Genomic DNA, 15,054 nt, shown 5'->3' with positions numbered 1-15,054 from the left:
GCTCCACGCCTCACTCACTTACAAATTCGAGATTGTCATAGAAGCGATCGCCACCGCCCCCCATAAAGGTGCATCATCCCCTAGAACCGCCGGCACAATTTCAAAATCAACTTCTGGCAAAGCCGTCTCCCGCGCTACCTGACGCACTACCCGCCAAAAATCCTCCCCCGCTTTCATCACCCCACCTCCTAACACAAAGCGCTGCGGATTCATCAAATTTGCTACATTGCCAATACCCACACCCAGCGCCCAAGCAGCCTTGTGTAAAACTTCCTTCGCCAAATCATCTCCAGCAGCCGCCGCTTCAGCTACCAACTGTCCCGTTAACATTGTTAAATCATCCCCCACCAAACCCCTCAAAACTTCTCCTCCTTGGTGTACTTGGCCACTTGGCGGTACGTTTTCCAATATGTCCTTAGCATTTTGCGCCATATAAGGCCCCGAAGCCAAACGTTCCACACATCCCCGCTTCCCACACAAACAAAGTGGCCCAGCAGGATCTACAACGATATGTCCAATTTCGCCAGCCATCCCACCAGCACCCCGCCAAGGCTGGCCGTTGAGTATCCAACCGCCACCCACACCAGTGCTGACAGTGATGTAAAATAGGCTATCGTATCCTTGTCCCGCACCAAAATGGTGTTCGCCCAAAGCCGCAACATTGGCATCATTATCTACACCAACAGGAACACCAAACTCATCCTCCAACAAGGCTTTGAGAGGAATATTTTCCCATCCAGCCACATGATGAGATAGTCGCACCGTCCCTGTGGAAGCATCAACCGGGCCGCCAAAGCTAATACCGATCGCAGCAGGTTTTGTGTCTTGCAGCAAAGAGTAAATGAGCGATCGCATCATTTCCAAGTCAGTGCTAGCATCTGCACCTACTGGCGAGAGACGACGTTCATAACGCAACCACTTTCTCGAACCGATATTAGCTGTTGCTGCTGCCAGCTTGGTTCCGCCAAAATCGAGAGCTAAAATTAATGTCATTCACTCACCTTTTATTACACCATCACACAACGTAGTAGTCTGTCAACCCAAAATTGTTAGGTGGAGGTTGGGTAAAGGTTAAAGGGAAAAGGGTAAGGGATAAAAAACCTTTCTTTCCCCTTTCTCCCTTCCCCTTTACCCCGCTTGCGTTACCTTGGCGTACTAGTAGTTTCTTTCTTCAGAAAGATGTTTGCACTCAAGATACATTTAACACTAGAAAAAACTACACTATTATTTAGCAACTTATGACTACTGAGCAACCCAATCCACTTATCGATTTCTCTCATGCCAAAGAACCTCCTGACTCTCTTGATATTGATACTCAAGAGGCAGATCCCATTGAACCAGAAGAAGTGAGTGGAGAGAGTAAGCAAAATCCCACTCCTGATGATTTGAATCGCGAAGATGAAGATCCCAGAATCGGGGGTAGTCAAATAATCAGTGGGAATATTTCAGCTGGGTAAATAGTTACTCACGTTTTTGTGAGTTGAGTACTCCATCAATAAACTGTTGTAATCGTTCATAATGCGAACCTTTCCAATAAATGCGATCGCAGTCTTGGCAACGCTGGAATTCATCAATCTGCGATCGCACCTTTTCTGGCACTTGTTCAATAATGGATTGCTTATCTACAGGTTCTAATAATCCATTGCAACGCAAACACCGTTTAAATGGTGAGATTAATTCAAACAAGTCGAAGCGTTGCAGTACTTCTAGGATTTGTTGTTCGGGGTTAGTGTTTCTAACGTAATACCCATACGTTACCAAACTACGCATCAATAGACCTTTATCACGAGTCAAGAGAATCCGCGCTTGAGTGTACGATATTTGGGCTAATTTATCGTCCTCGTAGTCATTGCGGTATAAAGTATCAAAACCTAAAAGTCGTAAAGATGTCGCCAGCTTCCCTAAATGAATATCTACAACAAAACGGACAATACTGAGTGGTTTTGGCAGAAGAGAAACGCTTGGTATAATAACATTCCTAGCTGAAATTGGATAAACATTGATAGTGTCTCCATCAGAAACTATGTAAGAAAAATTTACATATTCACCATTAACATTTATCGAATCTACCTCTGGATGAGGGACACCCAACGACTCAATCATGTCCTTAATAGAGGCTTTTTCCTCAAACACATGAGAGATTCTCACCTGTTTGTGATGCCGTGGTAAAAAATGATTCAATTCTGCGTGAAAGTAGAAATATGCGATCGCCATAGCTACAGATATTTGGACTAGTAAGTGCGCCTTTACTAGCAACAATTTGTCACAATTGCAAAACTTTATCTATTATATTGAAACTATCAATGCTTGTTGTAGTAGGTTATCTTACTATGAAATGCCTGTTCACCTTGATTTAAGCAATGTCCTAGAGGCAACAAACTGTAAAGAAGTCATAAAGAATCTTAAAAACTTGCATTTCTTATTGACTTCAGTTACAGTCAAAGCAGATGCCTATCATCAAACCCTGACACAAACTTCGGGAAGTTAGATTAGGTAAAACGCTAAATACCAAATTTGTTAATGTTAATGTCAGTGACAGTGCTAATAATTAGTCACTACTTTTAATTATTAACTTATCGCAGGTGGAGTAAGGGGAAGTAAAGCATTTACCCCTAGTTTGACTTTTTTTATTTTCTCAAGCTATTGAGAATTATTTGCAATATGGATAATTCGATAGATAAATTGAAAGCAGATAGTGGGGAAGAAGTCTGAAAACAGTATTGGCTTACCAAAGCGAGCGCTGTTTATTAAATGTTTCCGCATCTCCCTTTAGGAATATATTTGTAAGATAATCGATACAGAATTATATCTTTATATGTAAAAACAGGATATGTAATTAGCTATGTAGATAATTTCAGCAAAACTTTAAACAACTAGATTGCTACTAGGAACATTTTTGATTGTAGTATCAGCTACATCAAGATTGTAAGCAAGTTAATCGTCGGTAACTCTCCCAGTCGCTTTGCGTCTATGTACTAGGTTTAATATATTTGATTTTGCCAAAGAGACCAAGTTCAGAAAAACTGAGTTTCCGCTAATGAAAATTTATTAAATACCAAATAACAATAAAACTAGATACAAAATTAACGCCACTCATACGGAAAAATATCTCTTGACACTATTTATCTTTATTGTGGAGAATTTATTAACCGGGAAGACCTCAATCGATAATGATGTTATAAAGTGGCTACCTAGTTTTAACTCAGAAATGAATATTGTTCTTTTTTATCTCCTTGAACCAAGGATATTGTAGTTAAGAACACAATTGTATTTTGTAATACCTTTTGTCCATAAAATATGCTAATGAGTACAGCGAGATGAATACTTTTTTTTGTTCTGATGATTCGCGGCAAGTAGGAGAAGATGTTATTGGTAGTGCCACCAATTATCAAACTTATATTTTAATTGAGTGTCCTTTACCTTGGACATCAGAAGCCTTTAACTCCAAGTGGGTGCCTCAGAATTTGAGGATTTTGGTAGAAGAAGTGAAGCGTGCAAAACTGCCGATTAGATTTCTCCTCATTGCTAATGATTTATCACATAAGGTAAATCACACTACACTTTTGATTTATCAAAAAGAAGAGGGGCTAAGTAATGGATACCATAAACAGGAGTTTCAGCTAGCAAATATTGAGCAAGTAGCAGGAGTTGTCCAAAAATGGATATGGGGTATCGATTCTAATTTGGAAGTAGAAACTAGTAAAACTAGAGATATTTTAGTTTGTACCCACGGCAGCCATGATAAGTGTTGTGCGAGATATGGCGCTCCTTTTTACTTCCAAATAACAGCGAGTAATGCCGATTTGTGCTTAGAGAATGTGCGAATTTGGAAATCATCGCACTTTGGTGGACATCGGTTTGCACCAACAGTTATAGACTTGCCAGAAGGAAGATACTACGGTCGTCTCGATCGAGATTTATTTAGATCGATTTTGACTCGTACTGGCGATATTCAATGCTTACATCAAGTCTATCGAGGCTGGGGAATTCTGCCTGCTGCACTTCAGGTTTTGGAAAGAGAGCTAATTCTCTATAAAGGATGGGATTGGTTTAATTACAAAGTTGCAGGAAAAATCTTAGAGCAAAGTTTGGACAATAGTACTATTTTAGCTGAAATTAGTTTTGAACAACCTTGTGGTTCTCTCTATACTTACCAGGCTAAACTTGTGAAAGATGAAACGAAGACTCAACAACTGAAAAGTTCATGCAATGCTACACGAGAGTTGGTAGTTACTAAATATGCTGTCGGTAGTTTTTGGATTACTTCTAGTAAGGTGATGAGTTATAGTACACAGAAGTAGAGAGAGAGTTTTTAAACGCAGAGGGACGCTAAGGGAAGCGCAGAGGTACGCAAAGTATTGCTGTATTTACTATAACGCTGCACAAATTATTAATAAAATCTCTGTGTTCCTCTGCGCTTTCCTCTGCGCTTCTTTGCGTTTAAATTCTCAATTAAGATGAAGCCATATTTAAGACTTTTCGTAACAGTATTTGGTCTTCTAATTTGGCTTTTAAACGACCATTCTCGATATCTCGAATCCAGCTTTGGCTTTTACCTGTGAGTTTTGCCAATTCTCTTTGGGAAAGATTTAAATTTTTTCGCGCCTGCAAAATCTGTTCGCCTAGCAAATCGTTTGTAGCTTTGGGCTTCTTTTTGGCTTTAGTAGTTCTTGTTTTCTTTTTTTCCGATTCTGAGATTTGCTGTTCCCATTCTGGCGGGAGTTCAAAAGCCAAAATCCGCGCATTCATGAGCAGATTCCATTTACCACGGGGGCCTGTATCTGTGAGGCGAGTTTCAGCACCACCGTCATTAGTCCAAAATTCTAATGCTTCATCTGGATCTTCGGGAAGATCGATTAATTTCGCCCACAAAGGTTGAATTTCTGGTGGATAAGTAACTGGATCGAAAAGTGGTTTCATTCCATAGTGATTGAGAATTTCCAAATCGCTTTCAAAAGTTCGCAGCAGACGTTTACGTTCTTCCCGTTGTCTGGATGCAAGGGCGACTTTTTCCTCACCGTAAGCAATACGCAGCAAGGTAGGAATGGTGATGCGTTGTTCCTTGCCCATTTTGGTTTTAAACAGCAACCACAGCATTAGTCGAACTGCGCCTTCATGTTGCTGCCAAATACTCATAACTGTGGTTAGCAGCGTTTTGGGGAGACTGCCGTATTGATAGAATGCGGTTCGCTCTTTACATGCTTGTTTGTTTAAGAAATATTGCGCCCATAAGCCTGCTTTGACTTTAAAAGTTAGCCCGATCAGATATTTGCATCCGAGATTATCTTCCTGGAAGTGGTGCTGAATATCTACTAAGTGCCATAAGCGGCTGCCGACAAGAGAGAATCCGTTAATTCGACCTTGTTGGGGCCAGTCAATGGAGATAATTAGGGAGCAAGCTTGCTGAACGATATTTTTCATTAAAGCTAACTTGGCAGCTTTGCTTAAGTCTTTGCGTTTCTCCATCCCCAAATATTTCTCGATTTGTCGCTCATCGATCGCAAATTCTTGCTCCCAAGGTTGCTCTAAAGCTGTAGCATAAGCTGCAAAAATTAGATGTATGCAAGCGGCTCTAATGTCAAGTCCCTCAATTGCTGCTATATCTGTGGCCTTGTCGTTCACTTTGAAAGGATCTTGGATATGAAAAGCGATCGCACCTCGCCCTTGATTAACTTGTCGGCTATAACTGATGTACCCTTCTTCATCGGTTTCCCAGGGTAGGGATGTGCGCTGCGCTAATACATTACAAGCTTCCCAAATTGCGATCGCTGAAGCAAATGGATTATTCTTGCCATTAGAAAATAAGTCTAAGCTGCTAGCATCTCTCGGTTCAACTTTGCATCTTCCCTTTTTCGCCTGCCAAGGAATCGGAGAATTAGTTGGACAAGCTATTACACATTGCGGTTGTGAATAATAGCCCTCACAATTATTACAAAGACCAGGATCGACCCAGTATTCATTGTCTTCTATTCTGATTGCACCCGTAGGACATTGGGGGCGGCAGTTGTCACATCCAACGCAACTGTTGTTAGGAATTGTATAAGGCATTTGGCTCTTTTCCCACTCTAATCGTTGAGATGTCTGGCTCAGGTCTCCCCTGGATGAGTCCTGTTTATTCATGACTCGCTACCACACAATATTTCTAGTGAGAATAATTTTTTCTCACCACATTCCATTTCCACATCCACTTGTTAAATTCGCATCTAACTGCAAGCTATTTAAAGTTTAAAAAATAGCCTAATAAAACTTCTGATTAACTATACATTTCATGAGCAAAATAATTAATTTGTTCGGATTGAGCCTAGAAAAAATCTTTACGTTTATTTAATTTAGTACTTGATGAACATTTTAGTTTTGACGATAAAATCTTATACAAAATGTTTTTCGTCAATCTTCGAGCCTCCTATACTTGAGCTTACTCTGATTTGTTAATAATTTTAATATTTAAGGCACGATCGTATTCTGCCATCAACTTTACAGTTCCTTTATAAATTAATTTTGTGTATTCAGATGAAATCAAAATATTCCTTTGTCATCATTTATTTAAATATTTAAATCAAAATAACTGGAAAATTGTTGCTTTCTAAAATACATATTGCATATATCAAAATGTCAATGGCGAACATTTATTTTGGTATACATATATACTGTTTATCTAAATTTATTTCCTCAAGTCTATAAATATTTGAAAAAAAATATCATTATTCTTAGAGATATAGTTGCATTTGCTGTAAATAATAGTTAAATCGGCAGGTATACAATACGGTTCGGATAAGCATTTTTCACTTTCCTTGTGGTCTGGGGAATGGGTTTGGAGGTATTGGGAAAAGGATGTATTCAAAACCTTTCCCCTTTCCTCTTTACCCTTTTACCGATAAGAATCATTAGCAATAAGTTCGATCTATAAATTGACAGAAAAAACAATTCTTCGTTGTGTTCAAAGTCATCGAAAGTTAATGTGGTAAAAGTAAATTTTGAATATAAAACAATAAAAGATTAGGATAATATGATGATTAATGTACAAACAGATAGACAGGCAAAATTGCTGAGGATTTATTCATGGCACAACTAACAGGTTTGACATTTGGCGGTAAGGCATGGACACCAAAATTTGCTCAGGAAATCGACAAGGACAAATGTATCGGCTGTGGCAGATGCATTAAGGTATGCGGATACAATGTGCTTGGTTTGAAGGCACTCAATGAAGAAGGTGAATTTGTGGAAGATGAAGATGATGATGAAATTGAACGGAAAGTAATGGCAGTTACTTCTCCAGACAACTGTATTGGTTGTGAAGCTTGTTCGCGGATTTGTCCAAAGAACTGCTACACCCACGTTGCTTTAAATAATTAAGGTTTTTGGAGTTAGTCAAAATTGTTGTTCGTCACAGGAGGCACTGTTTGAATAAAGCGCAAATGCGCTAGGCAAGGTAACTTGAGGGGAATACTAAATATTTACTGTAACTAATAAAAAGTTCATAGTAAACAAATCCGTAAATCGCAAAATGTTAGCTATTAACAAATTTAAACTTGCTGCTAATATAGCCTAATCAATATTAGGTCTAACAGTGCCCTCTTAGAACAACTAGCTTTTGTGAAAGCAGGGGGCTAACTTTGTGGTATGAGTTCAACTATAATTTGTCATTTTTTGGGGGAAAGATATGGAAAAAATCTGGAAGTTTCCCCCATTTTTTATGGCTACACGTTAGAAAGTTAATAAGTGAAAAGGAAATAGAGAATGGGGAAAGAACAAGGGAATAGGGTGCAGGTTACAGGGAATAGATGAATTCCTATAACCTGTAACCTATAACCTCTCCCCTAAAACCTAAACTCAGAAAATAACACCTCAAAAGACTGTTTACACAGGTAGCATGTATGCAACAAGTTCCTGTTTCACTATGGACTCTGGTTGCTGGGATAGTAGTTACAGCAATCAGTATTTGGATCGGTCACAACCACACACTCATGCCGGTGCAGGCATCGTTACAAGCGCCTTTGGTAGACGGTTTTTTCAACGTCATGTTTACCATTGCGATCGCACTCTTCTTGGTGGTAGAAGGAACAATTATAGTTTTTTTGGTCAAGTTTCGTCGCCGTCGCGGTGATGATACCGATGGTTTGCCAATCGAAGGCAACGTTCCCTTAGAAATCTTTTGGACAGCAATTCCTACAGTAATTGTCCTCGGTTTGGGCATCTACAGCGTAGATGTTTTTAACCGAATGGGCGGTTTTGAGCCTGCTGGTCATCCTCATTCAGCTGCTCATGTTGCTCATAAGTCGGGAACTGCAATCGCTGCTACACTCAGCGATGCTTCTGAAGCAACAACTGCCCCAGCAATAGCCCCAACAATTGGTATTGGCGCGTCTCCCAAAACCCTAAATAAACCAGCCGATTTAGTTGTTGATGTCAAAGGCATACAATACGCCTGGTTATTTAATTACCCTGATAGCGGCATTAGTTCTGGGGAATTACACATACCCGTTGGTGCTGATGTGCAACTCAACCTTTCAGCACAAGATGTAATTCACTCATTCTGGGTGCCAAACTTCCGCTTGAAACAAGATGCACTTCCCGGTATCCCTACCGAACTGCGATTTGTCGCCACCAAACCAGGTACATATCCCGTAGTTTGTGCTGAGTTGTGCGGTGGTTATCACGGTTCAATGCGGACACAGGTAATTGTCCACACGCCAGAAGAATATGATAGCTGGCGGACAGAAAATCAGCTTGCTCAACGACAAAACCTAAATCAAGTCGTTGCTGTTAATCCAGCCGACTTATCAACATCAGAGTTTCTCGCACCCCACACCCATGAGATGGGAATTAGTGCAGCAACTCTAGAGTCATTGGTCATTGGTCATTAGTCATTGGTCATTGGTCATTAGTTATTAGTCATTGGTCATTAGTTATTGGTAACGGACAAATGACAACGGACAAATGACAAATACAACTCTTGGAGAGGCTGCACTTCGACTTCGCTCAGTGACCACGCCAACGGCTTCGCTCAGTACAAGTGACAAATGACAACGGACAAAGGACAAATGACATAGACGCTTCTGCGGCTTCCCGCAGGGTAGGACAAAGGACAAAAATATGACACAGGTAGAATTTCCCCGGAATACTCCACCAGACGAAAAGAAACCGGAAATGGTGACTGGCCACACTTCGCATCCGAAGGCGTGGAAATGGCAGGACTATTTTACATTTAATGTTGACCACAAGGTTATTGGTATCCAATACCTGGTGACGGCGTTTGTGTTTTATCTCATCGGCGGACTGATGGCTGTTGCTCTCCGTGTCGAATTAGCAACACCAGATGCAGACGTACTCGACCCCAATCTGTATAACGCTTTCATGACCAATCACGGGACGATTATGATCTTCCTGTGGATTGTTCCTAGCGCCATTGGGGGATTTGGTAACTATTTGGTGCCATTGATGGTTGGTGCCAGGGATATGGCTTTCCCGAAGCTAAACGCGATCGCCTTTTGGTTAAATCCCCCAGCAGGTGCGCTCATTTTAGGTAGTTTCATTTTCGGCGGTTCCCAATCTGGTTGGACAGCTTACCCACCTTTGAGCTTAGTGACAGCACCAATTGCTCAAAGTATGTGGATACTTGCGATCGTTTTGGTGGGAACTTCTTCAATTTTGGGTTCGCTGAACTTTGTAATCACCATTTTGATGATGAAGGTTCCTAGCATGAAATGGGATCAAGTACCCCTATTTTGCTGGGCAATCTTGGCAACCTCTCTGCTGGCGCTTCTCTCCACACCTGTATTAGCAGCCGGTTTAGTGCTGCTGTTGTTTGACCTCAACTTTGGCACATCCTTCTTTAAACCAGATGCAGGTGGTAACGTTGTAATTTATCAACACTTGTTCTGGTTTTATTCTCACCCGGCAGTATATTTAATGATTCTGCCCATCTTCGGCATTATGTCCGAGGTAATTCCAGTTCACTCCCGCAAACCAATCTTTGGTTATAAAGCGATCGCTTACTCTAGTGTAGCCATCTGCGTTGTCGGTTTGTTCGTCTGGGTACACCACATGTTCACCAGTGGCACACCCGGTTGGATGCGGATGTTCTTTACCATCTCCACTCTTATCGTTGCAGTTCCCACTGGCGTGAAGATTTTTGCCTGGGTTGCTACCCTTTGGGGTGGTAAAATCCGCTTCACAGGTGCGATGCTTTTCGCCATTGGCTTGTTGTCCATGTTTGTCATGGGCGGCTTAAGTGGTGTGACGATGGGAACAGCCCCCTTTGATGTTCACGTCCACGACACATATTATGTAGTCGGACATTTCCATTACGTTCTGTTTGGCGGTTCCGTGTTTGGCATCTACGCCGGCATTTATCACTGGTTCCCCAAAATGACCGGACGAATGCTGAATGAAAACTTGGCACGCATTCACTTTGCCCTGACTTTCATCGGCACTAATCTGACCTTTTTACCGATGCACGAGTTGGGTTTAAAGGGAATGCCGCGAAGAGTGGCAATGTATGACCCCCAATTTATCGACCTCAATCAAATTTGTACCTTTGGTTCATTTGTTTTGGCGGTATCGGTAATTCCTTTCACCATCAACATAATCTACAGTTGGCTGAAAGGGCCTTTGGCTGGTGATAATCCTTGGCAAGGTTTGACCTTAGAATGGACAACAAGCTCACCACCTGCAATTGAAAACTGGGAAGTGTTGCCGGTTGTCACTCATGGCCCTTATGACTACGGTCAAGAGCATAGAACTGAATTACAGTCATCAGCAACGCCAGAAGCTAGTGCTTAGTTCGTAGAGTGAGTGATGCGATCGCACTCAAAGCCACTGAAACTTCTAGTCATTAGATTTAAAAACTCGAAACTCCAAGCTTGGAACACGAACGCCCGAATTCAATAAGGGACTTCCAACTAAATAAAATATCCGATCTTGGTGTAGGCAGGGGGCAGGCTTGCCGTGAGCGTAGCCGAACGGGAGCAGGGGGCAGGGGGAGAAAGAAAAATACGATCTGAGTAAATTGGATAATTTATTTTCTGGAAGTCCCTAAACGAACGCCCGAATTCAGAAAACGGACGCCCGAATTCAATAAACGGACGCCCGAATTCAATAAACGGACGCCCGAATTCAACAAACGGCCGCCCGAATTCAATAAACGGCCGCCCGAATTCAACAAACGGCCGCCCGAATTCAACAAACGGCCGCCCGAATTCAATAAACGGACGCCCGAATTCAACAAACGGCCGCCCGAATTCAACAAACGGACGCCCGAATTCAACAAACGGCCGCCCGAATTCAATAAACGGACGCCCGAATTCAGAACACGAAACTCGGAATTTTCAAAATTCCTGAACAAGTCAAGAGTTTGGCTAAACAAGCGTGAGTTCGACGAGTGCTATTTTGACCTCTCCCCCAGCCCCTCTCCGACACGGAGAGGGGAGCCAAAACCCTAATTCTCCTCGTTGCTCCTCCCTTTCTCCGTGGGAGAGGGAGGCTGTCCGGGAGAGGTTCATCGAACTCACGTTAAACAAACATGAGTTCAACGAGTGCTATTTTGATTTCTCCCCCAGCCCCTCTCCGACACGGAGAGGGGAGCCAAAACCCTAATTCTCCTCGTTGCTCCTCCCTTTCTCCGTGGGAGAGGGAGGCTGTCCGGGAGAGGTCTGTCGAACTCACGTTAAACAAGAATTTTGGATAAAGAATGGAAATTTTGCCACTTCAGACTTCATTCTTTATTCAAGCTTCCACAACAGACAGAGTAGATCGGTATTGTCAAAAAATCTATGACTATAGCTACAACCACAAGCGAAGAACACAGTGCAGGACACGAAGAACATCCAGATTTAAGAGTTTGGGGACTTTTGACGTTCCTCGCCTCTGAATCCCTGATGTTTGGGGGATTTTTTGCCACTTATTTGTTTTTTCGGAGCAGTACAGCCGTTTGGCCTCCAGAAGGAAGCGAAGTAGAACTACTTGTGCCGACAATTAACACCATTATTCTGGTGTCTAGTAGTTTCGTGATTCACTTCGGTGATACGGCGATTAAAAAGAATAACGTCAAGGGAATGCAACTGTGGTACGCAATTACTGCAATCATGGGGGCAATTTTCTTGGGTGGTCAGGTTTATGAGTATTCAACATTAGGATACGGACTGACTACCAACGTCTTCGCCAACTGCTTTTATATCATGACTGGGTTCCACGGTTTGCACGTTTTTGCAGGACTGTTATTGATATTACGTGCATTGTGGCGATCGCGTCTTCCCGGTGAATATTCTGCAACCAATCATACTTTCATCGAAATGACAGAAATTTACTGGCACTTCGTAGACATTATTTGGATTGTATTATTCACCTTGGTGTACATTCTCACTTTGTTTTAACAAAAGTTAGGAGTGAGGAGCCAGAAGTCAAGAGTTAAGAATTTATAACTTCTAACTCGTAATTCACAACTTCTAATACCAATTTGAGAAATGATTAGACAGATGGAAAACTGAGACACTTATCCAATGGATGTTTCACAATCCAAAATCTAAAATCTAAAATCTAAAATGGTATAACTCCTAACTCCTAACTACTAACTCTCCAGAAATTTATTATGCAAGCTAATACAAACCAATTCTCATGGTTCCAGGTTCCAGAAGACATTAAAAACTTATTAGTTTTAGCTGCACAAAACTGGGAGAATACATCACAATCAGAAAAATATATTCAACAAGCTTTAGCAAAAACTGGTGAAAATACAGATGTATTGGTAGCAGCATATAGATTTTTCTATTATAAAAATAATTATTGTTTGGCACTACAAACAACAATCAAATTATTAGATAAAATTAAAGAACTAGAAAACTTTCCTGATGACTGGGAGCAACTTAAGCCGATATTAGTCAGTCGCAAAGAAGAACCACAAATTCGATTGTACTTAAATGCTTATGCTGCTTCTGGATTAGTACTAGCAAAGTTAGGAGAAATTGAAGAAGCAAAAGAAATCAGCACCAAAGTCAAAGAGATAGATGAAAAGCATGATTTTGGTGCCGGAATTCTTCTGGATATTTTGACACGTCCAGCAGAAGAAGATGATTAATTAGTCAATGTGCTTCTCTACAAAACGATGTGTGAAAGAGTGGGGAATGATGAAGAAGCAGGGGTACAAGGGGCAGGGGACAGGAGGAAAGAGTTAGAGACAAATCATTTGTATCAAGCATTTCGTGAAATGGTATTACCTCTTTCCCCTCTGCCCCATTCCCAATGCCCAATGCCCCATTTCCAATGCCCAATGCCCTTTTGGTGAACAATCATGAACAACTGGTTATCTACATCATATTCCTCTTACTCTATTTTGGGAGCAGCTAGTAATAGTAACTCTATTATTCCTGCAATTACCATACCGACTAAAATTCCTGCAAACAATATTCCTAACGTCTCTCCGATCATTATCATCCAATCTTCTCCGTTATCAATTTAAAAGTTATGAAAGGTAAGGATTGGTTACTAACGGGAGATGGTCAGCATCAAGCTTGTAAATCTGTAAGAGCCTGGGATTTATTGAGAGAAAATTACCGCCTTTACCGGTTTTTAACTGAGGTGGAAGATGTTCTCAATAATGGAGACGATCGAGTCAGTTTTCTGCCAGAAATTCGGATGCTCGTAAGGCGCTTGATAGTAAATTCCTACTGGGTACGAAGTCAAACTTTAGAGCCTTCACCCAAAACAGGAACCTCTGTTTTACTCCTATACGATGAATTAGGTTTTCCCTTAACTGTGCAAACAGTAACATTTGCACCGGGAACCCGATCGAACATTCATAATCATGGGACATGGGGAATCGTGGCGGTGTTAAAAGGTCAGGAAAAAAATACTTTTTGGCAACGCAGTCATAGCCCAGAATTTCAGGACAAAATTGAACCGACGGGAGAGCTAACTCTATTTCCAGGAGATATTATTAGCTTTACTCCCGATGCAATTCACTGTGTAGAAGCAGTGGGTGATGAACCAACTGTGACTTTTAATATCTACGGTGAAACCGATCCCAATGAGAGATTTGAGTTTGATCCGATTAAGTATAGTGCTAAAAACTTTTAGCATCACGCAGTAGGCACACACAGCCATCATTGGTGTCAAATTAAGCTGAAAGCCTTTTCATATCTCGTTTCCAGCCCAAAGGCTGGAAATGCACTTCAATTGGACTGCTGCCGCCAGCAACAGAGGCTCCGCCTCTAGGACAGCATTCTCAGTCGGAGACTGGGAACGAGACACAAACGAATCGTATTCTACTAAGAGGTAGTTAAATGGCAAGAGTAATTTTCTATAGCAAACCAGGCTGTAAAGGTGGTATTAAGCAAAAAGTTTTGCTCACAGCTGCCGGTCATGAAGTGATACCACAGAATTTGCTAACAGAACCTTGGACAGTTGAGCGGTTGCGTTCTTTTTTTGGCGATCGCCCCGTAGCCGAATGGTTTAATCCTTCCGCCCCTAAGGTAAAATCTGGTGAGGTGGTTCCTGAAAAAATCGATGCCCAAACCGCCTTGACGTTGATGTTGAAAGAGCCACTTTTAATTCGCCGTCCTTTATTAGAAGTAGGCGAGCGCCGTGAGGTAGGATTTGATGTCCAAAAGATTGATACTTGGATTGGCTTACAAGCTGTGGATGAATCCTTGCAAGAAATCAGCGACAAGTTGATGAAGCAAGATTTGCAAAACTGCTCCCACGGTCATGGTCATCATCACCATAATCATTAACGTGAGTTCGATGAACCTCTTCCTCCCAACCTCCCTCTCCCACGGGTTTTGGCTCCCCTCTCCGTGTCGGAGAGGGGTTGGGGGAGAGGTCACAAAAGGGCTTGTCGAACTCACGTTAATCATTAGGGTGGCTGTAACCATCATGGTGAACAACATCAAAAACAAGGCGGCTTATGTTTATTAAACTTCTTGCATAAATCAATGAGCTTTCACCCTAAATCCCTCTCCCGACGTTGCTGAATCAAGGGATGATTCTTGTGGGGTGGGCCGAAAAGCCCGCCCGGAAATACAAGGGACGGGCTTTTCGGCCCACCCCACAAAACTAGTA

General features: G+C 41.7%; 12 protein-coding genes. 9 read left to right on the top strand and 3 right to left on the bottom strand.

Translation table 11 applies throughout. From position 1 onward, the window contains the following. Positions 1 to 18: 18 nt before the first annotated feature. Positions 19 to 993, bottom strand: a complete 975-nt coding sequence (locus NSTC731_RS22720; protein WP_445626909.1) for an ROK family protein — start codon at positions 991 to 993, stop codon at positions 19 to 21. Between the two features lie 245 nt (positions 994 to 1,238). Here NSTC731_RS22720 and NSTC731_RS22715 point away from each other — a divergent pair, with 245 nt between their 5' ends. Continuing rightward, positions 1,239 to 1,457: a hypothetical protein gene (locus NSTC731_RS22715; protein ID WP_445626908.1), complete on the top strand. Its 219-nt coding sequence runs from the start codon at positions 1,239 to 1,241 to the stop codon at positions 1,455 to 1,457. Positions 1,458 to 1,461: 4 nt separating this feature from the next. On the opposite strand, the gene NSTC731_RS22710 is transcribed toward NSTC731_RS22715, so the two are convergent. Then, positions 1,462 to 2,214, bottom strand: coding sequence for a Mut7-C RNAse domain-containing protein (locus tag NSTC731_RS22710; RefSeq protein ID WP_445632147.1), 753 nt, complete (start codon positions 2,212 to 2,214; stop codon positions 1,462 to 1,464). Between the two features lie 1,103 nt (positions 2,215 to 3,317). Here NSTC731_RS22710 and NSTC731_RS22705 point away from each other — a divergent pair. Beyond that, entirely contained in the window at positions 3,318 to 4,301 is a 984-nt protein-coding gene (locus NSTC731_RS22705) for a sucrase ferredoxin (RefSeq protein ID WP_445626907.1), read from the top strand. A gap of 151 nt (positions 4,302 to 4,452) precedes the next feature. Here the strand turns inward: NSTC731_RS22705 and NSTC731_RS22700 are convergent, their stop codons facing one another. Then, the gene (locus NSTC731_RS22700) at positions 4,453 to 6,048 is read right to left on the bottom strand and encodes a helix-turn-helix domain-containing protein (RefSeq protein ID WP_445626906.1); all 1,596 of its coding nucleotides are present in this window, start codon (positions 6,046 to 6,048) and stop codon (positions 4,453 to 4,455) included. Positions 6,049 to 7,059: 1,011 nt separating this feature from the next. Between NSTC731_RS22700 and fdxB the strand changes: the two genes are divergently transcribed. The 7 genes from fdxB to NSTC731_RS22665 all read left to right on the top strand — a co-directional run bounded on the left by fdxB (position 7,060) and on the right by NSTC731_RS22665 (position 14,726). Next, positions 7,060 to 7,353, top strand: a complete 294-nt coding sequence (gene fdxB / locus NSTC731_RS22695; protein WP_445626905.1) for a ferredoxin III, nif-specific — start codon at positions 7,060 to 7,062, stop codon at positions 7,351 to 7,353. 521 nt (positions 7,354 to 7,874) lie between these two features. Next, entirely contained in the window at positions 7,875 to 8,864 is a 990-nt protein-coding gene (locus NSTC731_RS22690) for a cytochrome c oxidase subunit II (RefSeq protein ID WP_445626904.1), read from the top strand. Between the two features lie 229 nt (positions 8,865 to 9,093). Continuing rightward, the gene (gene ctaD / locus NSTC731_RS22685; RefSeq protein WP_445626903.1) at positions 9,094 to 10,782 is read left to right on the top strand and encodes a cytochrome c oxidase subunit I; all 1,689 of its coding nucleotides are present in this window, start codon (positions 9,094 to 9,096) and stop codon (positions 10,780 to 10,782) included. 989 nt (positions 10,783 to 11,771) lie between these two features. Continuing rightward, entirely contained in the window at positions 11,772 to 12,371 is a 600-nt protein-coding gene (locus tag NSTC731_RS22680) for a cytochrome c oxidase subunit 3 (RefSeq protein WP_445626902.1), read from the top strand. Between the two features lie 215 nt (positions 12,372 to 12,586). After that, positions 12,587 to 13,072: a hypothetical protein gene (locus tag NSTC731_RS22675; RefSeq protein WP_445626901.1), complete on the top strand. Its 486-nt coding sequence runs from the start codon at positions 12,587 to 12,589 to the stop codon at positions 13,070 to 13,072. 386 nt (positions 13,073 to 13,458) lie between these two features. After that, positions 13,459 to 14,070, top strand: a complete 612-nt coding sequence (locus NSTC731_RS22670) for a cysteine dioxygenase family protein (protein WP_445626900.1) — start codon at positions 13,459 to 13,461, stop codon at positions 14,068 to 14,070. A gap of 206 nt (positions 14,071 to 14,276) precedes the next feature. Then, positions 14,277 to 14,726 (top strand): ArsC/Spx/MgsR family protein, encoded by a 450-nt coding sequence (locus NSTC731_RS22665; protein ID WP_445626899.1) that lies wholly within the window; start codon positions 14,277 to 14,279, stop codon positions 14,724 to 14,726. Positions 14,727 to 15,054: the final 328 nt, after the last annotated feature.

The sequence above is a fragment of the Nostoc sp. DSM 114167 genome, from assembly GCF_052692655.1.
The sequence above is the reverse complement of the archived record's forward strand: the minus strand, read 5'-3'. Positions and strand labels throughout refer to the sequence as shown.